Genomic DNA, 23,715 nt, shown 5'->3' with positions numbered 1-23,715 from the left:
TACCTGCCTGTCACGCAGGGGGTCGCGGGTTCGAGTCCCGTCCGTTCCGCCACTTATTAAGACACTAAGCCTGCCTTCTGGGCAGGCTTAGTGGTAAGACGATTTAGGGGCGTAGCTCAGTTGGTAGAGCACCGGTCTCCAAAACCGGGTGTCGCGAGTTCGAGTCTCTCCGCCCCTGCCATATAGAATCCTTTGCTTCGGCAAAGGATTTTTTTTTGCCTGTAGCTCGACAATATTCGCTCTAGTCAAAGTGAGGCTAGCGTCCTTGCCGCCTTACTAGTCAATCCAGTATGTTGATTTTTAACAGATCTTTTATCTGGGATTGCTTATCGCTGTTCTGCAACCAAATGGCATAGAGCGGCCGGGAGAGCGCCGTAGAATCAGTGACGGTGTGTAATCCCGGTTTGTTGTCTGCCCAGCGCGTAGGTAGCCAGGTACAGCCCTTTAGTAGGGAAAGCTGCTGGCACGCAATCTCTGCGGAACTCGTCGTCAGCTGGGGAACGTCATCGCTGGCGATTAATCCACTCTCATGCTGCTGAAAATCCGGTCCCCACTCTAAACGGAGATAATTGAGATCGGCTTTTACCATGGATGGCGCTGAGGCATAAAGCGCAAGACCAAACTGCCCAACGATCTGGCTGCTAAATTCATCCATTTTAGGCGCTTCTGTCGTGATCAGAAGATCCAGCTGGCGTTCATGGAGTTGCTTAACCAGCGACTGCCGTTGCGCAATTCTGGCTTCAAACTGCAGGTGCGTATGAGTCCCGTAGAGACGCGTAAGCCATTGACTCAACATACACTCCCATAGCGAAGCGCTCGCACCGATTGAAAATTCATTGTGTCTGGATGTATGCGCCACCTCCTTGCGGGCGGCCTGCCAGGTATTCATCAATGTTTCGGCATACGGCAACAGTTTTTCACCGGCTGGCGTCAAGCGGATGTTGTTGCGATGACGGGTGAAAAGATTGACACCCAATTGATTTTCCAGCTGCCGAATACGAAAACTGACCGCTGACTGCGTGAGATAAAGGGCTTCAGCTGCTCGCCCAAAGTGACGCGTTCTGCTCACTTCAAGGAAAGTTTTTAGCAATTCCGTATCCACATCCTTCTCCACAAAATTATTTGTCGTTATGATTTAAATGTTTTGTTTTACACTCTGTCAAGCGTAACTAATACTCCGCGCCATAAATAGCTCGGCCAAAGAATTAGGAGCGTGTAGGATGGCGGAAAGCTTTACGACGACTAATCGTTTTTTCGACAATAAACATTATCCGCGCGGGTTCTCTCGTCACGGCGATTTCACAATCAAAGAGGCTCAGCTTCTTGAGCGCCATGGTTATGCCTTTAACGAGCTGGATCTGGGCAAGCGTGAGCCAGTAACTGAAGAAGAAAAACAGTTCCTTGCTGTTTGCCGCGGTGAGCGTGAGCCGGAATCTGAAGTAGAACGCGTATGGAGCAAGTACATGGCGCGTATCAAGCGTCCGAAACGCTTCCATACGCTGTCTGGCGGTAAGCCGCAGATGGAAGGTGCTGAAGACTACACCGAGTCTGACGACTGATCTGATACAAAAAGGGGCTGCGGCCCCTTTTTTTATGCCAGCATCTTTTGCAGATGTAACAAAAGACGATCGATCCCGCGATAGCTCAGCGCCTCCTGAAGATGACGTCTTTCAATATCGGGGCTTGCTTCGAGGTCAGCGATAGTTCTTGCTACCTTGAGTAAACGCTGCCAGGCCCGTATAGAAAGGCCAAATCGTGATAACGTGTCCTCTAGCCAGCCGGCATCCTCAGCGGTGAGGTGGCAGTACTGCCGAATCCCCGCATTATCCAGCCGAGCGTTCAACGTATGCTGGCGCGAATACTGACGCGCCTGTGCTGCAATGACTCTTTCACGCACCGAAGCCGTACCTTCACCCTGAGCATGAGTTTGCCGAAGCAGGCCCGGCGGCGGTAAAGGAATCTCCAGGGAGAGATCGAACCTGTCGAGAAACGGTCCGGACAATTTGCTCAAATAGCGCAGCGTTTGCTCGGGCGTACAGCGGTTATGGTTACCTTGATAATGCCCCGTGGGGCTAGGGTTCATTGCGGCAATCAGTTGAAACTTTGCGGGATAGCTGATCTTCGCTCGCGTACGGGAGATATGAATCTCCCCCGATTCGATGGGCTCACGAAGCGCGTCCAGCACGCGGCGCTCAAATTCCGGCAGTTCATCCAGAAACAGAATGCCGTTGTGCGCCAGCGAGATTTCACCCGGTGCGGGAATTGACCCGCCGCCAACCATGGCCGTCAGCGAGGCGCTGTGGTGTGGCGAACGAAATGGACGACGGCGCCACTGTTTTTGCAGCGACACCGTGCTGACCAGGCTAAATATCGCCGCGCTTTCCAACGCTTCCCGGTTATTAAGCGGCGGGAGCAGTCCGTTCAGCCTGCTGGCCAGCATAGTCTTACCCGTTCCCGGTGGACCTATAAGCAAAAGGTTGTGCCCGCCTGCGGCGGTAATCTCTAGCGCTCGCTTACCTTGCTCCTGGCCCATAATGTCGCAAAGATCTTCACTCGTATCCGGGGTGTACGCATCACTTTCTTCCGGCGCTTTCAGCTCGTGTCGCCCTTCAAGGTAGGCGCATACCTCCTGCAAATGCCCGGCTACCAGACACCCTTTCTCAGCGATAAGGCTCACTTCTGACGCGTTCTCATTCGCCACAATAATTTGTCTTCCGGCCCGAATCGCTTCTAAAGCACTTGATATCGCACCAGGAACGCCTCTTAACGAGCCTGTAAGCGCAAGCTCGCCCACGAACTCATACGAGCCTAGCCGAGTCGTATTAAGCTGCTCAGAGGCCGCGAGAAGCGCAATGGCGATAGGTAAATCATATCGCCCACCCTCTTTAGGCAGATCGGCCGGGGCGAGATTGATGGTTATCTTCTTTGCCGGGAAAGAATAACCGCTGTTGATGATCGCGCTGCGCACCCGGTCTCGGGCCTCCTTGACCGTCGTTTCGGGCAGGCCGACCAGGGTTAGCCCGGGCAGACCATTGCTCAAATGCACCTCGACAGAAATCAGCGGCGCCTTTACGCCCAGCGCCGCTCGCGTATAAACAACTGACAGAGACATAATGCCCTCCTTGTGGCGTTACTATGCCCGTGCCCGTTATCCATTTTTATCCTCATTTTCAGCCTTTACGAGGCGCATTCGTGATTTTTAGCGTCCTTTTGTAATATTTGCATTTCCCTGGGATCGTCCTCGCAAAGGCGTTTTGGGCCGCATTTCGACAGGCCAGAGAGGACTAAAAAAATGAAAAAAATTCATTTTCAATTTTCCTTATATAAAACAAAGGTTTTCAGCAAAATAATTTGCTGCCTAAATAAAATCATCATAAATAAATCTTGTGCTTATTTAAAAAACTGTGATACCTCTTTAGGTATTCCTTCGAACAAGATGCAAAAAGAACTGAAAATGACAGCCCTTCTACGAGTGATTAGCCTGGTCGTGATTAGCGTGGTGGTGATTATTATCCCACCGTGCGGGGCTGCACTTGGACGAGGAAAGGCTTAGAAAACAAGCCTTAACGAACTAAGACCCCCGCACCGAAAGGTCCGGGGGTTTTTTTATGACTAAAAAACGTAAACGAGGAGCAGAGAATGAACGCTAGCACAAAATTCTGTTTCTCCCGATTTATGACGGGGAACTAACTATGAATGGGGCACAGTGGGTAGTACATGCGTTGCGTGCGCAGGGAGTTGAAACCGTATTCGGTTATCCGGGCGGCGCAATTATGCCGATTTACGATGCACTGTATGACGGCGGCGTGGAACACCTACTGTGTCGGCACGAGCAGGGGGCAGCGATGGCGGCCATAGGCTATGCTCGCGCCACGGGAAAAACCGGCGTCTGCATGGCCACTTCCGGTCCGGGCGCAACCAACCTGATCACCGGCTTGGCCGATGCGCTGCTTGATTCCGTTCCCGTTGTTGCGATTACCGGCCAGGTGGCGTCTCCGTTCATCGGCACTGACGCCTTCCAGGAGGTGGACGTGCTTGGCCTGTCGCTCGCCTGTACCAAGCACAGCTTCCTCGTTCAATCTCTGGAAGAGCTACCGCGCGTGATGGCGGAAGCATTTGACGTGGCAAACTCGGGCCGCCCCGGCCCGGTTCTGGTCGATATCCCGAAAGATATTCAGGTTGCGCTGGCCGACCTGGAGCCGCACTTCTCCACCGTCAAAAACGATGATGTATTCCCGCATGACGAAGTGGAGGAGGCGCGTCAGATGCTGGCTGAGGCAAAACAGCCGATGCTGTACGTGGGCGGCGGCGTGGGTATGGCGCAGGCGGTGCCGGCTCTGCGCGAATTTATTGCCGTCACGCAAATGCCCGCCACCTGCACGCTGAAAGGCCTGGGTGCGGTAGACGCAGAGTATCCGTATTACCTCGGCATGCTGGGGATGCACGGCACCAAAGCGGCAAACCTGGCGGTTCAGGAGTGCGATCTGCTCATCGCCGTGGGGGCCCGTTTTGATGACCGCGTTACCGGCAAGCTGAATACCTTTGCGCCGAACGCCAAAGTGATCCATATGGATATCGACCCGGCGGAGATGAACAAGCTGCGTCAGGCGCACGTTGCGCTGCAGGGCGATCTCAACGCGCTGTTACCCGACTTGCAACAGCCGCTGGATATCAACGCATGGCGCCAGCACACCGCCGATATGCGCGCTGAACACGCGTGGCGCTACGATCATCCCGGTGACGCCATCTACGCCCCGCTGCTGTTGAAACAGCTGTCCGACCGCAAGCCCGCAGACAGCGTGGTTACCACCGACGTGGGTCAGCATCAGATGTGGTCAGCCCAGCATATGACCTACACCCGCCCGGAAAACTTCATCACCTCCAGTGGCTTAGGAACAATGGGCTTCGGCCTGCCCGCAGCGGTTGGCGCGCAGGTTGCTCGCCCGAACGATACCGTTATCTGCATCTCCGGCGACGGTTCGTTCATGATGAACGTGCAAGAGCTCGGCACCGTGAAGCGCAAGCAGCTGCCGCTGAAGATCGTGCTGCTCGATAACCAGCGCTTAGGGATGGTGCGCCAGTGGCAACAGCTGTTTTTCCAGGCGCGCTACAGCGAAACGACGCTCACCGATAACCCCGATTTCCTCGTGCTGGCCAGCGCCTTTGGTATCCCTGGGCAGCACATTACCCGTAAAGACCAGGTTGAAGCGGCACTCGACGCCATGCTCTCAAGCGAAGGGCCGTACCTGCTTCATGTCTCAATCGACGAGCTTGAGAACGTCTGGCCGTTGGTACCGCCAGGTGCCAGTAACGCACAAATGATGGAGAAATTATCATGATGCAGCATCAGGTCGCCGTGCAGGCTCGCTTCAACCCCGAAACCTTAGAACGCGTTTTGCGCGTAGTGCGTCATCGTGGCTTTCAGATTTGCTCTATGAATATGGAGACGGCCACCGACGCTCAGAACATTAACATTGAATTAACCGTTGCCAGTCAGCGGCCGGTCGACTTACTGTTTAGTCAATTAAATAAGCTGGTAGACGTTGCCCATGTTGCCATCTGCCAGAGCACAACCACATCACAACAAATCCGCGCTTGAGCGTGACAGGAAGAGAAAATGACGACGAAAAAAGCTGATTACATTTGGTTCAACGGTGAGATGGTTCGTTGGGAAGACGCAAAAGTTCACGTGATGTCCCACGCGCTGCACTACGGTACCTCCGTGTTTGAGGGTATCCGCTGCTACGATTCTCACAAAGGGCCAGTGGTGTTCCGCCATCGCGAACACATGCAGCGTCTGCATGACTCAGCCAAAATTTATCGTTTCCCGGTCTCTCAGAGCGTTGACGAGCTGATGGAAGCCTGCCGCGAGGTGATCCGCAATAACAACCTGACCAGTGCCTATATTCGTCCACTGGTGTTCGTAGGTGATGTGGGCATGGGCGTTAACCCGCCGGCTGGCTATAACACCGACGTGATCATTGCCGCGTTCCCGTGGGGCGCTTACCTGGGTGCCGAAGCGCTGGATCAGGGGATCGACGCCATGGTTTCTTCCTGGAACCGCGTTGCGCCAAACACTATCCCAACGGCGGCAAAAGCGGGCGGTAACTACCTCTCCTCCCTGCTGGTTGGCAGCGAAGCGCGCCGCCACGGCTATCAGGAAGGCATCGCGCTGGACGTCAACGGCTACATCTCCGAAGGCGCAGGTGAAAATCTGTTTGAGGTAAAAGACGGCATTCTGTTTACCCCGCCGTTCACCTCTTCCGCGCTGCCGGGCATTACCCGCGACGCGATCATCAAGCTGGCGAAAGATCTCGGTATCGAAGTGCGCGAGCAGGTGCTGTCCCGCGAATCTCTGTATCTGGCGGATGAAGTCTTTATGTCCGGCACCGCGGCGGAAATCACGCCGGTTCGCAGCGTAGACGGCATCCAGGTCGGCGAAGGCCGCTGTGGCCCGATCACCAAGCGTATTCAGCAAGCCTTCTTTGGCCTCTTCACTGGCGAAACCGAAGACAAATACGGCTGGTTGGATCAGGTTAATCACTAAGCATAAATTTGGGACGGCACGCGCCGTCCCATTAAATAGTCAGACGGGAGTAAATAAAGCATGCCTAAGTATCGTTCCGCCACCACCACCCACGGCCGCAACATGGCTGGAGCTCGCGCGCTCTGGCGCGCCACCGGGATGACCGACGCCGATTTCGGCAAGCCGATTATCGCCGTGGTGAACTCCTTCACCCAGTTCGTACCGGGCCACGTACACCTGCGCGATCTCGGCAAGCTGGTTGCTGAGCAAATCGAAGCCTCCGGCGGGGTGGCGAAAGAGTTCAACACCATCGCGGTCGATGACGGTATCGCGATGGGGCACGGGGGCATGCTCTATTCACTGCCGTCTCGCGAGCTGATCGCCGACTCGGTAGAGTACATGGTGAACGCCCACTGCGCCGATGCGATGGTGTGTATCTCCAACTGCGACAAAATCACCCCGGGGATGCTGATGGCCTCCCTGCGCCTGAACATTCCGGTGATCTTCGTCTCCGGCGGCCCAATGGAAGCGGGGAAAACCAAGCTTTCCGATAAAATCATCAAGCTCGACCTGGTCGATGCGATGATCCAGGGCGCGGACCCGAAAGTCTCTGACGAGCAGAGCGACCAGGTGGAGCGCTCCGCGTGTCCAACGTGCGGCTCCTGTTCCGGGATGTTCACCGCCAACTCCATGAACTGCCTGACCGAAGCGCTGGGCCTGTCTCAGCCGGGCAACGGCTCCCTGCTGGCGACCCACGCCGACCGCAAGCAGCTGTTCCTCAATGCCGGTAAGCGCATCGTTGAGTTGACCAAGCGCTACTACGAGCAGGACGACGCCAGCGCGCTGCCGCGAAATATCGCCAGCAAAGCCGCGTTTGAGAACGCCATGACTCTGGATATCGCCATGGGCGGCTCCACCAACACCGTTCTCCACCTGCTGGCCGCCGCGCAGGAAGCGGAAATCGATTTCACCATGAGCGATATCGACAAGCTGTCCCGCAAGGTGCCGCAGCTCTGTAAGGTCGCGCCAAGCACCCAGAAGTACCACATGGAGGACGTACACCGCGCCGGTGGCGTTATCGGCATTCTCGGCGAGCTGGATCGTGCGGGCCTGTTGAACCGTAACGTGAAAAACGTGCTCGGCCTGACGCTGCCGGAGTCGCTGGACAAATACGACGTGATGCTAACCAAAGACGACGCGGTGAAGAATATGTTCCGCGCGGGTCCGGCGGGCATTCGCACCACTCAGGCGTTCTCACAGGACTGTCGCTGGGACACGCTGGATGACGACCGCGCCGAAGGCTGCATTCGCTCCCTTGAGCACGCCTACAGCAAAGACGGCGGCCTGGCCGTGCTCTACGGTAACTTCGCGGAAAACGGCTGCATCGTCAAAACCGCTGGCGTGGATGACAGCATCCTGAAATTCACCGGTCCGGCAAAAGTCTATGAGAGCCAGGACGATGCGGTAGAGGCCATCCTCGGCGGCAAAGTGGTGGAAGGCGACGTTGTCGTGATCCGCTACGAAGGACCAAAAGGCGGTCCGGGCATGCAGGAAATGCTCTACCCAACCACCTTCCTGAAATCCATGGGCCTCGGCAAAGCCTGCGCGCTGATCACCGACGGCCGTTTCTCCGGCGGTACGTCCGGCCTCTCTATCGGCCACGTCTCTCCTGAAGCGGCAAGCGGCGGCAACATCGCGATCATCGAAGACGGTGACCTGATTGAAATCGATATTCCGAACCGCGGCATCCAGCTGAAGCTGAGCGATCGGGAGATTGCGGCCCGTCGTGAGGCACAAGAAGCGCGCGGCGACAAAGCCTGGACGCCGAAAGACCGCCAGCGTGAAGTCTCCTTCGCCCTGCGCGCCTACGCGAGCCTTGCCACCAGTGCGGACAAAGGCGCGGTGCGCGATAAATCGAAGCTTGGGGGCTAACGATGGCCGAGTCACAACCCTTATCCGCCGCCCCCGAGGGGGCGGAATACCTGAGGGCGGTACTGCGCGCGCCGGTCTATGAAGCCGTGCAGGTCACGCCGCTGCAGAAAATGGAAAAGCTTTCTTCTCGCCTCGACAACGTCATTCTGGTGAAGCGCGAAGACCGTCAGCCGGTACACAGCTTTAAGCTGCGCGGCGCCTACGCGATGATGGCCGGGCTGACCGACGAGCAAAAAGCGCGCGGCGTCATTACCGCTTCCGCGGGCAACCACGCGCAGGGCGTGGCATTCTCTTCTGCCCGTCTGGGGCTAAAAGCGCTGATCGTGATGCCGGTTGCCACGGCGGATATCAAAGTCGACGCGGTGCGCGGCTTTGGCGGCGAAGTGCTGCTGCACGGGGCCAACTTTGACGAAGCCAAAGCCAAAGCGATTGAGCTGGCGCAGCGGCAGGGCTTTACCTGGGTACCGCCGTTCGATCACCCGATGGTGATTGCCGGGCAGGGCACGCTGGCACTGGAGATGCTGCAGCAGGATGCGCATCTTGACCGCGTCTTCGTCCCGGTGGGCGGCGGTGGCTTAGCCGCGGGCGTGGCGGTGCTGATCAAACAGCTGATGCCGCAGATCAAAGTCATCGCCGTTGAAGCGGAAGATTCCGCCTGCCTGAAGGCAGCGCTGGATGCGGGCCATCCGGTGGACCTGCCGCGCGTCGGGCTGTTTGCCGAGGGCGTGGCGGTGAAGCGCATCGGGGATGAAACCTTCCGCCTGTGCCGGGAGTATCTCGACGATATCGTCACCGTCGACAGCGACGCGATCTGCGCGGCGATGAAAGATTTGTTCGAAGACGTGCGTGCCGTCGCGGAGCCGTCCGGCGCGCTGGCGCTGGCGGGGATGAAGAAATACATCGCGCAGCACAACATTCGCGGCGAGCGCATGGCGCACGTGCTTTCGGGCGCTAACGTTAACTTCCACGGCCTGCGCTACGTGTCCGAGCGCTGCGAGCTGGGCGAACAGCGTGAAGCCCTGCTGGCGGTGACCATTCCGGAAGAGAAGGGCAGCTTCCTCAAGTTCTGCCAGCTGCTGGGCGGCCGTTCGGTGACGGAGTTCAACTACCGCTTTGCCGATGCCAAAGACGCCTGCATTTTTGTCGGCGTGCGCCTGAGCCGTGGCCTCGAAGAACGCAAGGAGATCCTCAGCCTGCTGCACGAGGGCGGCTACAGCGTGGTCGATCTTTCCGACGACGAGATGGCGAAGCTGCACGTGCGCTATATGGTCGGCGGACGTCCGTCGAAGCCGCTCAAGGAACGCCTGTTCAGCTTTGAGTTCCCTGAATCGCCGGGCGCGCTGCTGAAGTTCCTGCACACGCTGGGCACGCACTGGAACATCTCTCTGTTCCACTATCGCAGCCACGGCACTGACTACGGCCGCGTGCTGGCGGCGTTCGAGCTGGGCGAGCACGAGCCGGATTTCGAAACGCGGCTGAACGAATTAGGCTATGAGTGCCACGATGAAACCCACAACCCGGCGTTCAGGTTCTTCCTGGCGGGCTAGCGAATCACCCTCCTTCAGTACCAGAACGTAAAATCAGAGCGACTGTCTTGGCAGATAAGGGCTATCGACCAGGACAGTCTCTTGATGGGTTAACCCGTTAATAATATGCAGGGCGCTCTGACGGCCGATTTCATAGTGCGGCAACTGCACGGTAGATAACGGCGGCAGAAAGAGGTCACCTGTCCCCACCATATTGTCGTACCCCAGTACGGCAACGTCCTGCGGGATCTTGAGCCCCCTGGTCAGCAACGCCTGATAGACCACAAAAGCGATACGATCGTTACCGCAAATAATGGCGTCAAACGGGCGCTCCGATCCGGTCAGACAGCGATAAACCAGCTTCGCGGCGTCCAGATAATGCGCGTCTCCTTCCGGCAGATAATGATGGACGAGCCGCTGAGGGTCGACGCCATATTCCTTACAGGCTCGTTCAATGCCCGCCCGACGTCGCTGGCTGACGACCAACTCCTTCGGCAAATGAATGCACAGCGGTTTTCGATACCCTGCTTCCAGCACTGCTTTCATCCCCGCGTATTGCCCGTTTTCATCATCCGGGATGTAGCTGGCCACTTCTTCCGTCAGGCTTTCACAGTTCGCCAGTACGCAGGGAAGGGTGCGCAGCTTTTGCGGAATGGGGACCTGGCGCAGGCCCATTGTGGTGTAGATGATGCCATTAGGCCGATGGGAGAGCAGCAGATCGACGATCTTGTCGGGATTGTCGTCAGAGAACATGTTGACCTGAAAGCTGTTCCAGCCGTGGGCGCGCGCGGTTTCTTCTATCGACAGCGTAATCTCGACGGAAAATGGCGTAGTGGTGGTGTCTAACGCCAGCACGCCGATGGTATTCAGCGTAGATTTTGCCCCGCGGATTTTGCGCGCCGAGATATCAGATACATAGTTCAGCTCGTTCACCGCCGCCATAACCCGCTCGTAGGTATCCTTTTTCAGCCGCTCGGGTTCATTAAGGGCGCGTGAAACCGTCATCAACGATACGTTTGCCAACTTTGCTACGTCTTTTAATGACGCCATGATGAAAATCCGTCCCAATCTTGAAAAATGCGAAGGGGTTAACAATACCGCAATGTTAACGTTAACTTTTGTGATTAACATCGCAAGCGCGACAAAGGGTGCATGATTGGCAGAAATGTTAACGTTATCTTTTTGTGCAGAGGGCCGAATCGTATCAGGCGGCGCAACGGATAACTTTGAGGGCGGTGGATGAAGATGGAATCGTTATTGCAGGCTGCAAATAGCGCTATTAAAGAAAATCAGAAGGAGATTAAGCCACGCTGGTATCCCGAATACCATCTGGCTCCCCCGGTTGGCTGGATGAACGATCCCAACGGCCTGACGTGGTTCGACGGCTATTTTCACGCGTTCTATCAGCACCACCCCTCGTCGCCCGAGTGGGGACCTATGCATTGGGGGCACGCGCGCAGCCGGGACATGGTGCGATGGGAGCACCTGCCCGTCGCGCTCGCGCCGGAAGGCCCGGAGGATCGCGACGGCTGCTTTTCCGGGTCTGCCGTGGTAGCGGGTGAAAAACTCGCGCTGATTTACACCGGCCATAAGTTTCACGGTCAGCCTGTCGATGAAAACCTTTATCAGGTGCAATGCCTTGCGACCAGCAGCGACGGAGTCACCTTTCAGCGGGAAGGAATGGTGTTGGATACACCCGAAGGCCTGCATCATTTCCGCGATCCCAAGGTGTGGCGCGAGAAAGAGGCCTGGTACATGGTGGTTGGCGCAAAAAAACAGGGCAAGGGTGAGGTGCAAATTTACCGCTCGGCGGATTTACGCCATTGGGACGTTGAGAGCGCTATCGCAGGCGAGGCGATTTGCAGCGCTTACATGTGGGAATGTCCGGACCTTTTCCCGCTCGGCGATAAGCACATCCTGATGTTCTCTCCTCAGGGCATTGCGGCGGAAGGCTACCGCTATCGCAATCTCTTCCAGAGCGGCTATGTTTTGGGCCGCTGGCAGCCTGGAAAGGCCTTTGCCCCTGAAGGCGCGTTTCAGGAACTTGACCACGGACATGATTTTTACGCGCCGCAAAGCTTTACCACGCCTGACGGACGCCGCGTGATCATGGGATGGCTTGCCATGTGGGAATCTGTGATGCCGGAAAAAGCAGACGGATGGGCGGGGATGCTGTCGTTGCCGCGCGAGCTGACGTTGTCTGAGGATGGACGGGTTTGCCAACATCCGGTTAAAGAGCTGGAAGCGCTGCGCGGCACCTGCGAGCAATGGCAGCCAGCAAAGCTTCAGCAGCAGACGATGATCCTGAAGGAACATGTCCGGGCGATGGAGGTGCAGATCGAATGGGATACCTCATCCAGCGATGCCGAACGTTACGGGCTTTCCCTGGGCAGCGGTGCCCGGATATATGTGGATAACCAGTCGCAGCGTATTGTTCTCGAGCGGCATTATCCTGAGCACAACATCAGCGGTTACCGCAGCGTGCCCCTTCCAGAGGGTGACCTTTTACGCTGGCGGTTGTTCATCGACAGCTCGTCGCTTGAGCTGTTTATCAATGCGGGGGAATACACGATGAGCAGTCGTATTTACCCGACGGACGACGATCGCCAGATGGCATTATTCAGCCACTCAGGTAACGCCACCGTGCATCACGCCTGCGCATGGCCATTAAGCGCTGGGGAGCCGTCATGAGAATCTGGGCGCTCGGTGACGGCGTAGTGGATTTACTGCCGTTTGAAAACATGAAGTTTGAAGCCTGCGCGGGTGGCGCGCCGGTGAATGTTGCCGTAGGCGCCGCGCGCCTGGGCTGTGAGAGCGGTTTTATCGGTCGCGTAGGGGATGATCCCTTTGGCCATTTTTTGCATCGCAGCCTGACGGCATTTGGCGTGAATACCCGACAGATGCAGTTTGATGAAAAACATCACACCAGCACCGTCGTCGTGTCATTAAACGACGAAGGGGAACGCCAGTTTGATTTTCTGGTGAGCGCCTCGGCGGATCGCTATCTGACGCGGGACGCTCTGCCTGACTTCGGCGCTGATATCTTACACTTTTGCTCCCTCGCGCTCGCGGCTGAAACCTGCCGGAATACGCTTGAGCGAGCAATAGAGAATATTCGTCGCGCAGGCGGCGTGGTGAGCTTTGATATCAACCTGCGTGAGCAGATGTGGAGCGATGCCGGGGAGATGTTCAATACCATTCAGGCAAAGGCGCTCGAGGCCGATGTGCTGAAACTCTCGGAGGAAGAGTGGTACTGGCTGACCGGCAGTCACGATTTCACCACCGCGCTCGCCAGGCTGGAGGCTTATCCTGCCCGCTTAAAGCTGGTGACCTACGGTGCGCAGGGCACGCTGGTTATCTGGCAGGGCAAAGCCTTTCATTTCTTCGGCTTTCGCGTAGAGAGCATTGATACTACAGGGGCTGGTGATGCGTTTATGGCCGGCACGTTGAGCGCCCTTTCCCGTTCAGGCTGGCCGGAGACGTTTGAGGAACTGGCTGCGTTGGTCACTCAGGCCAGCGCCTGTGGCGCACTGGCGACAACGCAAAAAGGGGCGCTCACCGCCATAGCGGATCGACAGCAGCTTGAGTTATTCCTGCAATCTTCCCCAACGCTGGAGGTGGAAAGCAAAGGATAATCATCCCCGATAACGTGCTTTGCAGCGGTGATGAATGACGTCTCTCTCCTTTTAATCGGAATGAGGTGGGTACCTGTTTCCTGAAAAATGGGTGACTCACCCTGAATGTCTGGCGCAACGAAAGCTTATTGGGCATCGTCTCCTTATGGCAGGATGAAAAATGAAAACAAGCATGCTGTTCAGTAATAGAAAATATTTTGGCGCATCAGGGTATCTGCTTTTCTTTTTTGGCGCCTGGTCGCTGTGGTGGTCTTTTTATGCGATATGGTTGAAAACAAAAATTGGGCTCAGCGGTGAAGAGTTAGGTTTGCTTTATTCCGTTAATCAATTCTTCAGCATGATATTTATGATTGGATATGGATTTATCCAGGATAAATTAGGGATCGGGAAAACGCTAATCTGGCTGATGAGTATGGTGCTGGTTCTGACCGGGCCCTTTCTGATCTATGTTTATGAGCCATTACTGTCTTCCAGCTTTACGCTGGGCATGTTCGTCGGCGCGATTTTCTTTGGCCTGGGATTTCTGGCGGGATGCGGATTAATCGAGAGTTACGTTGAAAAGTTAAGCCGCCTGTTCAGCTTTGAATTTGGCACCGCCCGGCTTTGGGGTAGCGTTGGCTATGCCGTTGGGACGTTGATTGGCGGGATCTGCTTCAGCATCAACCCCCATATCAATTTCTGGGGCGTTTCGGTGATGGGCGTTTGCTTCCTGTTCATCAACATAGTGCTCAAGTCGGACGTGCCGCGTCGGCATGCGGAGCAGAGCAATGTCGTCAGAACGCAGGATTTTTTGTCCATCTTTAAGGATAAGCAGTTCTGGTTCTTTGTTATCTTCGTGATTGGCACCTGGTCATTTTATAATATCTACGACCAGCAGATGTTTCCCGTATTTTACGCCGGCCTGTTTGATAATCCAGAGACGGGGGCGCGGGTCTATGGCTATCTGAATTCTGTGCAGGTTATTATGGAGGCCGTTGGAATGGCGCTGGTGCCTTTTCTGATTAATCGAATTGGTCCAAAGTCGGCGCTGCTATTGGGCGGAATGATTATGGCCTGCCGTATTTTAGGATCCGCCATTTTCTCGGATATTTACATCATCTCCTTTATAAAAATGCTGCATGCGATTGAAGTCCCCCTGTTTGTGCTGTCGGTCTTTAAATTCAGCGTAGCGAACTTCGATAAACGCTTGTCAGCGACTATCTATTTGGTTGGATTTAATATCGCAGGTTCGCTGGGCATTATTATGCTTTCATTGCCGATTGGGCGGCTGTTTGACAAAGTGGGTTACCATACAATATTCCTGATTATTGCCTCCGTCGTGATTGCGATGATTATCCAGGGGTATTTTACGTTAAGTAAGAAATCACATAAAAAGGAAGAGATTCAGACGGTGTATGAGCCTTAACCTCTGCAGGAGAAGCGCAGGGCTTCTCCTGCCCGTCAGGCATTGTTATGGGTTTGAACGATTTTCCAGAACGCATCAATAAGCGGCTCATGCAGCCGCTTTTTCTGTGCGCACACGCCAAGCTCGAACGGCGTTTTTTCGTCGCTGCGCTCCAGAATCATCACGCGGTTGCGCACCGGTTCCGGGCTGTTCTCCAGCACCACTTCCGGCAGCAGCGCCACGCCGCAGCCCAGCGCCACCATCGATACCATGGCTTCGTGGCCGCCGACCGTGGCGTAAATGGACGGGTTACTGATCTTCTGGCGTCGGAACCACAGCTCAATGCGGCGGCGCACCGGCCCCTGATCGGCCATGATGAACGGCACCGTCGACCAGTCCGGTTTTTCAACCGACACCTGATTACGCACCGGGCAGGGCAGCGCGGGGGCGATCAGCACCACCGCCAGATTTTCCAGCATCGAGAACGCCACCGCGCCGGGCAGCGTTTCCGGCTTGCCGGCAATCGCCAGATCGGCTTCGCCCGTCACCACTTTTTCCATCGCGTCGGCGGCGTCGCCGGTAGAAAGCTTAATTTCAACCGACGGATGCTCGGCGCGGAAGCGGTCGAGGATAGGGGGAAGGTGGCTGTAGGCGGCGGTTACGGAGCAGAAAATATGCAGCTCGCCGGAAAGGGACGGCCCCTGCTGGTCGATGGTGTGCCGCAGCTGTTGGTACTGCAGCAGCGTTTGCTGCGCAAAAACGCGCAGCTCTTCGCCCGCTTCCGTAAGCGTGACCGTACGGTTATCGCGCACAAACAGCGGCTGGCCGAGGTCTTCCTCAAGGCGCTGGATCTGGCGCGAGAGCGTGGAGGGGCTGACGTGCATGGCGCGCGCGCTGCGCCCAAAATGCCGGCTATCCGCCAGGTGCAGGAACATTTTCAGATCGCGTAAATCCACCGATTCCACTCCCTCTTTTTACATTGCAAAAATTGCAACGTGACGTTGTGAATATATCAATTTCCGCAATAAATTTCCTGTTGTAATGTGGGTACATTCTCGCTGAAACGCGAACCGAACAATAAGACACACAACATCACGAGGTATCACCCATGGCTAACTACTTTAATACACTTAACTTGCGCCAGCAGCTGGCGCAGCTGGGCAAATGCCGCTTCATGGCGCGCGATGAATTTGCCGATGGCGCGAGCTACCTTCAGGGTAAAAAAGTGGTCATCGTCGGCTGTGGCGCACAGGGTCTGAACCAGGGCCTGAACATGCGTGACTCCGGTCTGGATATCTCCTACGCCCTGCGCAAAGAAGCGATTGCCGAAAAGCGCGCGTCCTGGCGTAAAGCAACCGAAAATGGCTTCAAAGTGGGCACCTACGAAGAGCTGATCCCGCAGGCGGATCTGGTGGTTAACCTGACGCCGGACAAGCAGCACTCTGACGTTGTGCGTTCCGTACAGCCGCTGATGAAAGACGGCGCGGCGCTGGGCTACTCCCACGGCTTCAACATCGTTGAAGTGGGCGAGCAGATCCGTAAAGACATCACCGTAGTGATGGTGGCGCCGAAGTGTCCGGGTACCGAAGTGCGCGAAGAGTACAAGCGCGGTTTCGGCGTGCCGACGCTGATCGCGGTTCACCCGGAAAACGATCCGAAAGGCGAAGGTATGGCGATCGCCAAAGCGTGGGCGGCGGCCACCGGCGGCCACCGCGCGGGCGTGCTGGAATCCTCTTTCGTTGCCGAAGTGAAATCTGACCTGATGGGCGAGCAGACCATTCTGTGCGGCATGCTGCAGGCCGGCTCTCTGCTGTGCTTCGACAAGCTGGTGGAAGAGGGTACGGACCCGGCATACGCCGAAAAACTGATTCAGTTCGGCTGGGAAACCATCACCGAAGCGCTGAAGCAGGGCGGCATCACGCTGATGATGGACCGTCTGTCCAACCCGGCGAAACTGCGCGCTTACGCGCTGTCCGAACAGCTGAAAACCATCATGGCGCCGCTGTTCCAGAAACACATGGACGACATCATTTCCGGCGAGTTCTCTTCCGGCATGATGGCGGACTGGGCGAACGACGACAAAAAACTGCTGACCTGGCGCGAAGAGACCGGCAAAACCGCGTTCGAAACCGCACCACAGTATGAAGGTAAAATCGGCGAGCAGGAGTACTTCGATAAGGGCGTACTGATGGTCGCGATGGTGAAAGCGGGCGTTGAGCTGGCGTTTGAAACCATGGTGGATTCCGGCATCATCGAAGAGTCTGCGTACTATGAATCACTGCACGAGCTGCCGCTGATCGCCAACACCATCGCCCGCAAGCGCCTGTACGAGATGAACGTGGTTATCTCCGACACCGCCGAGTACGGTAACTATCTGTTCTCTTACGCCTGCGTGCCGCTGCTGAAAGAGTTCATGACCACGCTGCAGCCGGGCGACCTGGGCAAGCCGATTGCGGAAGGTGCGGTAGACAACGCGCAGCTGCGTGACGTAAATGAAGCGATTCGCAGCCACCAGATCGAGAAAGTGGGTCACAAACTGCGTGGTTACATGACCGATATGAAGCGTATCGCGGTAGCGGGCTAATACCAGGTGCGGGCTGATGCCCTCACCCCGACCCTCTCCCACGGGGAGAGGGTGCAAACATTAAAGGCCTTCTCTTAGAGAAGGCCTTGCTGTTTATTTCCGATACAGCACCTTGATGATGTGGTAACCAAACTGCGTGTGCAGCGGGCCGGTTGGCTCCAGCACCGGGCAGGAGAAGACCACCTTATCGAACGCCGGAACCATCTGGCCCTGGCGGAATTCACCTAAGTCACCGCCGCGTTTGCCTGACGGACAGATAGAGTGTTTCTTCGCCAGCTTGCCGAAGTCGGCGCCGTTTTTGATTTGCTCCAGAAGATCGAGAGCCAGTTTTTCTTCCTTAACAAGGATATGCACTGCTGCTGCCATTTTTGCCATGATCGTGCCTTGAGTGGTATGGATGAGGCTCGCTATACTACCACGCTGTTATTCTCCCCTCCTGACTTTCATTGAGTGATCATTTATGCGTTTAAACCCCGGACAACAACAAGCCGTCGAATTTGTCACCGGACCCTGTCTGGTGCTGGCGGGAGCCGGATCCGGTAAAACGCGCGTCATCACCAATAAGATTGCGCACCTGATCCGCGGCTGCGGCTATCAGGCGCGCCACATTGCGGCGGTCACCTTTACCAACAAAGCGGCGCGAGAAATGAAGGAGCGCGTCGGGCAGACGCTGGGGCGTAAAGAGGCGCGTGGGCTGATGATCTCCACGTTCCACACGCTGGGGCTGGATATCATCAAGCGCGAATACGCGGCGCTGGGGATGAAATCGAACTTCTCGCTGTTTGACGATACCGACCAGGTTGCACTGCTTAAAGAGCTGACCGAGGGGCTGATCGAGGATGATAAAGTCCTGCTGCAACAGCTGATCTCCACGATCTCCAACTGGAAAAACGATCTGATGACGCCAGCCCAGGCGGCGGCGATCGCCAAGGGCGAGCGGGATCGGATCTTCGCCCACTGCTACGGCCTGTACGACGCGCACATGAAAGCGTGCAACGTGCTGGATTTTGACGATCTGATCCTCCTGCCGACGCTGCTGCTTCAGCGCAACGAAGAGGTGCGCGAACGTTGGCAGAACAAGATCCGCTACCTGCTGGTGGATGAATATCAGGACACCAACACCAGCCAGTACGAGCTGGTAAAGCTGCTGGTGGGGCAACGCGCGCGTTTTACCGTCGTCGGCGACGACGATCAGTCCATCTACTCCTGGCGCGGCGCGCGTCCGCAAAACCTGGTGCTGCTGAGTAAGGATTTTCCTGCGCTGCAGGTGATTAAGCTGGAGCAAAACTACCGCTCGTCGGGGCGTATCCTGAAGGCGGCGAATATTCTGATCGCCAATAACCCGCACGTTTTTGAAAAACGCCTGTTCTCCGAGCTGGGCTACGGCACCGAGCTCAAGGTGCTTAGCGCGAACAACGAAGAGCACGAGGCGGAGCGCGTGACCGGCGAGCTGATCGCTCATCACTTCGTCAATAAAACCGAATACAAAGATTACGCGATCCTCTATCGCGGCAACCACCAGTCGCGCGTCTTTGAAAAGATGCTGATGCAAAACCGCATTCCGTACAAAATTTCCGGCGGCACGTCGTTCTTCTCGCGCCCTGAAATCAAAGACCTGCTGGCCTATCTGCGCGTGCTCACCAACCCGGATGACGACAGCGCGTTTTTGCGCATCGTGAATACGCCAAAACGTGAGATTGGCCCGGCTACGCTGCAAAAGCTGGGCGAGTGGGCGATGACGCGCAGCAAAAGCATGTTCACTGCCAGCTTCGATATGGGCCTGAGCCAGACGCTGACCGGGCGCGGCTACGACAATTTGACCCGCTTCACGCACTGGCTGGGCGAAATTCAGCGCCTGGCGGAACGCGAGCCCGTGGCGGCAGTGCGTGACCTGATCCACGGCATCGACTATGAGTCCTGGCTCTACGAAACGTCTGCCAGCCCGAAAGCGGCGGAAATGCGCATGAAAAACGTCAATCAGCTGTTCAGCTGGATGACGGAGATGCTGGAAGGCTCTGAGATCGACGAGCCGATGACCCTCACCCAGGTCGTCACCCGCTTTACCCTGCGCGATATGATGGAGCGCGGTGAGAGCGAAGAAGAGGCCGACCAGGTTCAGCTGATGACGCTTCACGCGTCAAAAGGCCTCGAGTTCCCGTACGTCTATCTGGTGGGAATGGAAGAGGGCTTGCTGCCCCACCAGAGCAGCATAGATGAAGATAACGTCGACGAAGAGCGCCGCCTGGCCTACGTGGGGATCACGCGTGCACAAAAAGAGCTGACGTTCACCCTCTGCAAAGAGCGCAGGCAGTACGGCGAGCTGGTGCGCCCGGAGCCGAGCCGCTTCCTGCTGGAACTGCCGCAGGACGATCTGATTTGGGAGCAGGAGCGCAAGGTGATTACGGCCGAGGAGCGGATGCACAAAGGCCAGGCTAACGTGGCGAACATTCGCGCGATGCTGGCAAAAGCGAAAGAGAAAGGCTGATTTTGTAGGCCCGGTAAGCGCTGCGCCACCGGGCAAGTTTCAGGGTATTACTTAACCTCAAGCACCCAGTGAACGTAGCTTTGCCACTGGCACTCTTGCTCAATCAGCTCCGCACCCAGCGGATGACTCTCCCGCCAATTTTCCGGCAGCGTCAGGATCAGCTTCTCGCCTTCCACCGTCAGCGTCGTCGCGGGCAGCAGATCGTCCCGTCGACGGCTGGCAAATAGGATCGCCAGGCGCAGCAGGCGGCAAAGATGCTCGGCCACGCGCGGCGGCACGGCGTTCTGCTGATGCAAAGATGAGAGGTCCACGGCGTTGGTCTGGTTCAGCAGCAGCGTTGCCAAAAGCTTTTTTTGCGCGGGCGTATAGCCCGGCAGGTCGAGGTTGCGCACCAGATAGGCGGCGTGAGCAGGCGCTTGTTTAAAATCGATGCTCAGCCCGACCTCGTGCAGCGCACAGGCGCTTAGCAGAAGATCGCGGCTTAACGGCTCGATATCCCAGCTTTTTTCTACCCGATCGGCGAAGAGCGAGGCTAGCTGACTGACGCGTCCCGCCTGATCGGTATCCACCATAAAGCGGCGCTGAACGTTGCGCAGCGTGCGGCTGCGGATATCCTGATCGACCGACAGATGCAGCATCCCGTAAACCAGACCTTCGCGCAGCGCGCCGCCGGCCAGCGTCATGCACTGAATGTTCAGCTCGGTGAAAATCGCGATAAGAATCGCAAGCCCGCTTGGGAAAACCAGCGCGCGTTCGAGGGTGAGGCCTTCAATTTCCAGTTCTTCCAGACGGCCGCACTGGATAGCGCGCTGCTTAAGCTGCTGGAGTTTGGCTAGCGTAATACGCTCGTCCATTCCCTGCGCCATCATGATTTCCTGCAATGCCTGCACGGTACCGGAGGCACCCACGCAGACCTTCCAGCCGTGGTAGCGTAATTCATCCATCACCGGGCGCAGCACGTCGCGCGCGGCTTTTTCCGCCTCGTCGAAGTTTTCCTGGGCAAGATTGCGATCGGTAAAATAGCGCTCAAGCCAGGTCACGCAGCCCATCGACAGGCTAAACAGCGAGGTCGCCTGCGCGCCCGTACCGGTAACCAGCTCGGTGCTTGCGCCGCCGATGTCTACCACCAGACGACGATCGTCGCCGCCTGTCGTGTGCGCAACGCCCTGATAAATCAGACGCGCTTCTTCTTCACCGCTGATGACCTGCACCGGGCAGCCCAAAATTTCCTGCGCTTTGGCAATAAAGTCGACGGCGTTAACCGCCAGCCTGAGCGTCGCCGTGGCGACAACGCGGATTTGCGCGTGAGGGATATCCTGCAGACGTTCGGCAAATAGGCGGAGGCACTGCCAGCCGCGTTCCATGGCTTCAGGGGAGAGATGATTATCGCTGCTCAGGCCCGCAGCGAGGCGGACCTTGCGCTTAATGCGCGTCAGCGTTTGTATGCTCCCGGCCACCTCGCGCACAACCAGCATATGAAAACTATTAGAACCGAGATCGATTGCTGCATAGAGCGAGGTAGAACTCATACACTTCATCCTTCACGCTGCCTCATCGTTGGCTGCGCCAGCTCACACCTGTCACTTACTGGAGTAAGCTCCAGGAGATTCGCTGCCTTGCCGCCTTGATGCATCATGAATGATTTTGTGTATGGCATCTTTTCTTAACCTGAACGACGACGATTACGCGGCGCGCCGCCTGAACGACGCGGACCATTGCCGGTGCGTGGGCGGGTAAGGCGCTTCGGCGGCGGCAGTTCGCTCAACAGGGCATCCGGGTTGTATTTGCTCTGCGGAATTGAGTGGCCGATGTAGGTCTCAATGGCAGGCAGGTTCAGGGCGTACTCTTCACAGGCGAGGCTGATTGAGTGGCCGCTGGCCCCGGCACGACCGGTACGGCCGATACGGTGAACGTAATCTTCGCAGTCGTCCGGCAGGTCATAGTTAAAGACGTGCGTTACGGCAGGAATATGCAGGCCGCGCGCGGCGACGTCGGTCGCCACCAGAATATCAAGATCGCCACGGGTAAATTCGTCGAGGATACGCAGGCGTTTTTTCTGCGCAACGTCGCCGGTCAGCAGGCCAACGCGGTGTCCGTCTGCAGCCAGGTGGCCCCAGATATCTTCACAGCGGTGCTTGGTGTTGGCGAAGATAATGGCGCGATCCGGCCACTCTTCTTCGATCAGCGTTTGCAGCAGACGCATTTTCTCTTCGTTAGAAGGATAGAAAAGCTCTTCTTTAATGCGATGGCCCGTTTTTTGTTCCGGCTCCACTTCGACGTACTCGGCGTTGTTCATCTGTTCAAACGCCAGCTCGCGTACGCGATAAGAAAGGGTTGCGGAAAACAGCATGTTCAGGCGCTGGTTTGCCGGAGGCATGCGGCGGAACAGCCAGCGGATGTCTTTAATGAAGCCCAGATCGTACATGCGGTCTGCTTCATCCAGCACCACGACCTGGATTGCGCCGAGGTTGATATGGTTCTGTTTTGCGTAGTCGATAAGACGGCCAGTGGTACCAATCAGGATATCCACGCCGCTTTCCAGCACTTTCAGCTGTTTGTCATAACCGTCGCCGCCGTAGGCCAGGCCCAGTTTCAGCCCGGTTGATTGCGCCAGCGGCTCAGCGTCTGCGTGGATCTGTACCGCCAGTTCTCGCGTTGGAGCCATAATGAGCGCACGCGGTTGGTTAACTTTGCGGTCTGCAATCGCTGGATGAGAAAGTAAATAATGAAACGTTGACGTTAAGAACGCCATCGTTTTGCCAGTACCGGTTTGCGCCTGCCCTGCAACATCGCGACCGGCCAGCGTGAGCGGCAGCGCGAGGGCCTGAATGGGCGTGCAGTTATGAAACCCTTTACTTTCAAGGGCTTCGATCACCTTAGGGTGCAGGGCGAAGTCGGAAAACTTCTGTTCTGTTAAATGTGTTTTGCTCATAGTGTGGTAGAATATCAGCTTACTATTGCTTTACGAAAGCGTATCCGGTGAAATAAAGTCAACCTTTAGTTGGTTAATGCGACATCAACACGTCGTTGATGAGGGCGAAACCAACGCACCAGGCTTATTCCTGTGGAGTTATATATGAGCGATAAAATTATTCACCTGACTGACGACAGTTTTGACACGGACGTGCTTAAGGCTGACGGGCTGACCCTCGTCGATTTCTGGGCTGAGTGGTGTGGTCCTTGCAAAATGATCGCCCCGATTCTGGATGAAATCGCTGACGAATATCAGGGCAAACTGACCGTTGCTAAACTGAACATCGACCAGAACCCGGGCACCGCGCCGAAATACGGCATCCGCGGTATCCCAACCCTGCTGCTGTTCAAAAACGGCGAAGTGGCGGCGACCAAAGTGGGCGCACTGTCCAAAGGTCAGCTGAAAGAGTTCCTGGACGCTAACCTGGCGTAAGGTTTCTCGGCTGCGCGTCCAGAGCGCCTAAATGATGTGGATCTCTGGACGCCCGGCTTTAGTCGTGCTAAGTTAGCTATGACTTCGTTTTAAACATACCTTGTTGTTTGAATCTTGTTTTACCCGATACTTCCCGTTGTTGCTGTAAACAGTGCGTGAAGTTGCTAGATTCCGGGCTTGTCACTCAATCCGTCTTGTCGTTTCAGTTCTGCGTTCTTTCCCTGTGACCAGGCAGCG

General features: G+C 56.4%; 21 protein-coding genes and 1 tRNA gene. 15 read left to right on the top strand and 7 right to left on the bottom strand.

Going from position 1 to position 23,715, the window contains the following annotated elements; translation table 11 throughout:
• Positions 1–105 precede the first annotated feature (105 nt).
• Positions 106–181, top strand: a tRNA-Trp gene (locus tag DBY73_RS19310).
• Positions 182–280: 99 nt separating this feature from the next.
• Here DBY73_RS19310 and hdfR read toward each other — a convergent pair.
• Positions 281–1,102: an HTH-type transcriptional regulator HdfR gene (gene hdfR / locus DBY73_RS19305; RefSeq protein WP_112012659.1), complete on the bottom strand. Its 822-nt coding sequence runs from the start codon at positions 1,100–1,102 to the stop codon at positions 281–283.
• 118 nt (positions 1,103–1,220) lie between these two features.
• Between hdfR and DBY73_RS19300 the strand changes: the two genes are divergently transcribed.
• A complete protein-coding gene (locus tag DBY73_RS19300; protein ID WP_112012658.1) occupies positions 1,221–1,559 on the top strand; it encodes a DUF413 domain-containing protein in 339 nt (112 codons plus the stop codon).
• A gap of 32 nt (positions 1,560–1,591) precedes the next feature.
• Here DBY73_RS19300 and DBY73_RS19295 read toward each other — a convergent pair whose 3' ends face one another.
• Positions 1,592–3,112 (bottom strand): YifB family Mg chelatase-like AAA ATPase, encoded by a 1,521-nt coding sequence (locus tag DBY73_RS19295; protein ID WP_112012657.1) that lies wholly within the window; start codon positions 3,110–3,112, stop codon positions 1,592–1,594.
• Between the two features lie 342 nt (positions 3,113–3,454).
• On the opposite strand from DBY73_RS19295, the gene ilvL reads away from it, so the two are divergent.
• The 7 genes from ilvL to ilvA all read left to right on the top strand — a co-directional run bounded on the left by ilvL (position 3,455) and on the right by ilvA (position 10,005).
• Positions 3,455–3,553 carry an ilv operon leader peptide gene (gene ilvL / locus DBY73_RS19290; protein WP_001311244.1) on the top strand — a complete coding sequence of 33 codons (99 nt, stop codon included), beginning with the start codon at positions 3,455–3,457 and terminating at the stop codon, positions 3,551–3,553.
• Positions 3,554–3,639: 86 nt separating this feature from the next.
• Entirely contained in the window at positions 3,640–3,690 is a 51-nt protein-coding gene (ilvX, locus tag DBY73_RS19285) for a peptide IlvX (protein WP_112012665.1), read from the top strand.
• 2 nt (positions 3,691–3,692) lie between these two features.
• Positions 3,693–5,339, top strand: a complete 1,647-nt coding sequence (gene ilvG / locus DBY73_RS19280) for an acetolactate synthase 2 catalytic subunit (RefSeq protein WP_112012656.1) — start codon at positions 3,693–3,695, stop codon at positions 5,337–5,339.
• The gene (gene ilvM, locus DBY73_RS19275; RefSeq protein ID WP_112012655.1) at positions 5,336–5,599 is read left to right on the top strand and encodes an acetolactate synthase 2 small subunit; all 264 of its coding nucleotides are present in this window, start codon (positions 5,336–5,338) and stop codon (positions 5,597–5,599) included. The genes ilvG and ilvM overlap by 4 nt, the downstream gene beginning before the upstream one ends.
• An 18-nt stretch (positions 5,600–5,617) precedes the next feature.
• Complete coding sequence (gene ilvE / locus DBY73_RS19270; protein ID WP_112012654.1) at positions 5,618–6,547, top strand: branched-chain-amino-acid transaminase; 930 nt, start codon at positions 5,618–5,620, stop codon at positions 6,545–6,547.
• 60 nt (positions 6,548–6,607) lie between these two features.
• Positions 6,608–8,458, top strand: a complete 1,851-nt coding sequence (gene ilvD, locus DBY73_RS19265) for a dihydroxy-acid dehydratase (protein ID WP_112012653.1) — start codon at positions 6,608–6,610, stop codon at positions 8,456–8,458.
• Positions 8,459–8,460: 2 nt separating this feature from the next.
• A complete protein-coding gene (gene ilvA, locus DBY73_RS19260) occupies positions 8,461–10,005 on the top strand; it encodes a threonine ammonia-lyase, biosynthetic (protein WP_112012652.1) in 1,545 nt (514 codons plus the stop codon).
• Between the two features lie 33 nt (positions 10,006–10,038).
• Here ilvA and DBY73_RS19255 read toward each other — a convergent pair whose 3' ends face one another.
• Positions 10,039–11,034, bottom strand: a complete 996-nt coding sequence (locus DBY73_RS19255; protein ID WP_112012651.1) for a LacI family DNA-binding transcriptional regulator — start codon at positions 11,032–11,034, stop codon at positions 10,039–10,041.
• 195 nt (positions 11,035–11,229) lie between these two features.
• Here DBY73_RS19255 and DBY73_RS19250 point away from each other — a divergent pair, with 195 nt between their 5' ends.
• The 3 genes from DBY73_RS19250 to DBY73_RS19240 all read left to right on the top strand — a co-directional run bounded on the left by DBY73_RS19250 (position 11,230) and on the right by DBY73_RS19240 (position 15,024).
• Complete coding sequence (locus DBY73_RS19250) at positions 11,230–12,675, top strand: glycoside hydrolase family 32 protein (protein WP_112012663.1); 1,446 nt, start codon at positions 11,230–11,232, stop codon at positions 12,673–12,675.
• On the top strand, positions 12,672–13,619 hold the full coding sequence (locus DBY73_RS19245; RefSeq protein WP_112012650.1) for an aminoimidazole riboside kinase: 948 nt from the start codon (positions 12,672–12,674) through the stop codon (positions 13,617–13,619). Before DBY73_RS19250 ends, DBY73_RS19245 begins: the two co-directional genes overlap by 4 nt.
• Before the next feature lie 160 nt (positions 13,620–13,779).
• A complete protein-coding gene (locus DBY73_RS19240; protein ID WP_181573263.1) occupies positions 13,780–15,024 on the top strand; it encodes an oligosaccharide MFS transporter in 1,245 nt (414 codons plus the stop codon).
• Between the two features lie 35 nt (positions 15,025–15,059).
• On the opposite strand, the gene ilvY is transcribed toward DBY73_RS19240, so the two are convergent.
• On the bottom strand, positions 15,060–15,959 hold the full coding sequence (gene ilvY / locus DBY73_RS19235) for an HTH-type transcriptional activator IlvY (RefSeq protein ID WP_112012649.1): 900 nt from the start codon (positions 15,957–15,959) through the stop codon (positions 15,060–15,062).
• A gap of 152 nt (positions 15,960–16,111) precedes the next feature.
• Between ilvY and ilvC the strand changes: the two genes are divergently transcribed.
• Positions 16,112–17,587, top strand: a complete 1,476-nt coding sequence (gene ilvC / locus DBY73_RS19230; protein WP_112012648.1) for a ketol-acid reductoisomerase — start codon at positions 16,112–16,114, stop codon at positions 17,585–17,587.
• A gap of 93 nt (positions 17,588–17,680) precedes the next feature.
• On the opposite strand, the gene ppiC is transcribed toward ilvC, so the two are convergent.
• A complete protein-coding gene (gene ppiC / locus DBY73_RS19225; protein WP_112012647.1) occupies positions 17,681–17,962 on the bottom strand; it encodes a peptidylprolyl isomerase PpiC in 282 nt (93 codons plus the stop codon).
• An 85-nt stretch (positions 17,963–18,047) separates the two neighbouring features.
• On the opposite strand from ppiC, the gene rep reads away from it, so the two are divergent.
• Positions 18,048–20,072, top strand: coding sequence for a DNA helicase Rep (gene rep / locus DBY73_RS19220; RefSeq protein ID WP_112012646.1), 2,025 nt, complete (start codon positions 18,048–18,050; stop codon positions 20,070–20,072).
• A gap of 47 nt (positions 20,073–20,119) precedes the next feature.
• On the opposite strand, the gene gppA is transcribed toward rep, so the two are convergent.
• The gene (gene gppA / locus DBY73_RS19215; protein ID WP_112012645.1) at positions 20,120–21,601 is read right to left on the bottom strand and encodes a guanosine-5'-triphosphate,3'-diphosphate diphosphatase; all 1,482 of its coding nucleotides are present in this window, start codon (positions 21,599–21,601) and stop codon (positions 20,120–20,122) included.
• Between the two features lie 134 nt (positions 21,602–21,735).
• Complete coding sequence (rhlB, locus tag DBY73_RS19205; RefSeq protein WP_112012643.1) at positions 21,736–23,004, bottom strand: ATP-dependent RNA helicase RhlB; 1,269 nt, start codon at positions 23,002–23,004, stop codon at positions 21,736–21,738.
• A 144-nt stretch (positions 23,005–23,148) separates the two neighbouring features.
• Here rhlB and trxA point away from each other — a divergent pair, with 144 nt between their 5' ends.
• Positions 23,149–23,478, top strand: coding sequence for a thioredoxin TrxA (trxA, locus tag DBY73_RS19200; protein WP_004386384.1), 330 nt, complete (start codon positions 23,149–23,151; stop codon positions 23,476–23,478).
• Positions 23,479–23,715: the final 237 nt, after the last annotated feature.

The sequence above is a fragment of the Enterobacter sp. RIT418 genome (assembly GCF_003057745.1).
Classification (GTDB): Bacteria; Pseudomonadota; Gammaproteobacteria; order Enterobacterales; family Enterobacteriaceae; genus Enterobacter.
The sequence above is the reverse complement of the archived record's forward strand: the minus strand, read 5'-3'. Positions and strand labels throughout refer to the sequence as shown.

Bases quoted from the DNA above. Each gene is read 5' to 3' on its own strand.
- ppiC (WP_112012647.1), bottom strand. From the start codon at position 17,962: ATGGCAAAAATGGCAGCAGCAGTGCATATCCTTGTTAAGGAAGAAAAA.
- ilvL (WP_001311244.1), top strand. From the start codon at position 3,455: ATGACAGCCCTTCTACGAGTGATTAGCCTGGTCGTGATTAGCGTGGTG.
- ilvC (WP_112012648.1), top strand. From the start codon at position 16,112: ATGGCTAACTACTTTAATACACTTAACTTGCGCCAGCAGCTGGCGCAG.
- DBY73_RS19245 (WP_112012650.1), top strand. From the start codon at position 12,672: ATGAGAATCTGGGCGCTCGGTGACGGCGTAGTGGATTTACTGCCGTTT.
- DBY73_RS19250 (WP_112012663.1), top strand. From the start codon at position 11,230: ATGGAATCGTTATTGCAGGCTGCAAATAGCGCTATTAAAGAAAATCAG.
- gppA (WP_112012645.1), bottom strand. From the start codon at position 21,601: ATGAGTTCTACCTCGCTCTATGCAGCAATCGATCTCGGTTCTAATAGT.
- DBY73_RS19255 (WP_112012651.1), bottom strand. From the start codon at position 11,034: ATGGCGTCATTAAAAGACGTAGCAAAGTTGGCAAACGTATCGTTGATG.
- trxA (WP_004386384.1), top strand. From the start codon at position 23,149: ATGAGCGATAAAATTATTCACCTGACTGACGACAGTTTTGACACGGAC.
- rhlB (WP_112012643.1), bottom strand. From the start codon at position 23,004: ATGAGCAAAACACATTTAACAGAACAGAAGTTTTCCGACTTCGCCCTG.
- DBY73_RS19240 (WP_181573263.1), top strand. From the start codon at position 13,780: ATGAAAACAAGCATGCTGTTCAGTAATAGAAAATATTTTGGCGCATCA.
- ilvA (WP_112012652.1), top strand. From the start codon at position 8,461: ATGGCCGAGTCACAACCCTTATCCGCCGCCCCCGAGGGGGCGGAATAC.
- DBY73_RS19295 (WP_112012657.1), bottom strand. From the start codon at position 3,112: ATGTCTCTGTCAGTTGTTTATACGCGAGCGGCGCTGGGCGTAAAGGCG.
- rep (WP_112012646.1), top strand. From the start codon at position 18,048: ATGCGTTTAAACCCCGGACAACAACAAGCCGTCGAATTTGTCACCGGA.
- ilvM (WP_112012655.1), top strand. From the start codon at position 5,336: ATGATGCAGCATCAGGTCGCCGTGCAGGCTCGCTTCAACCCCGAAACC.
- ilvE (WP_112012654.1), top strand. From the start codon at position 5,618: ATGACGACGAAAAAAGCTGATTACATTTGGTTCAACGGTGAGATGGTT.
- DBY73_RS19300 (WP_112012658.1), top strand. From the start codon at position 1,221: ATGGCGGAAAGCTTTACGACGACTAATCGTTTTTTCGACAATAAACAT.
- ilvG (WP_112012656.1), top strand. From the start codon at position 3,693: ATGAATGGGGCACAGTGGGTAGTACATGCGTTGCGTGCGCAGGGAGTT.
- ilvD (WP_112012653.1), top strand. From the start codon at position 6,608: ATGCCTAAGTATCGTTCCGCCACCACCACCCACGGCCGCAACATGGCT.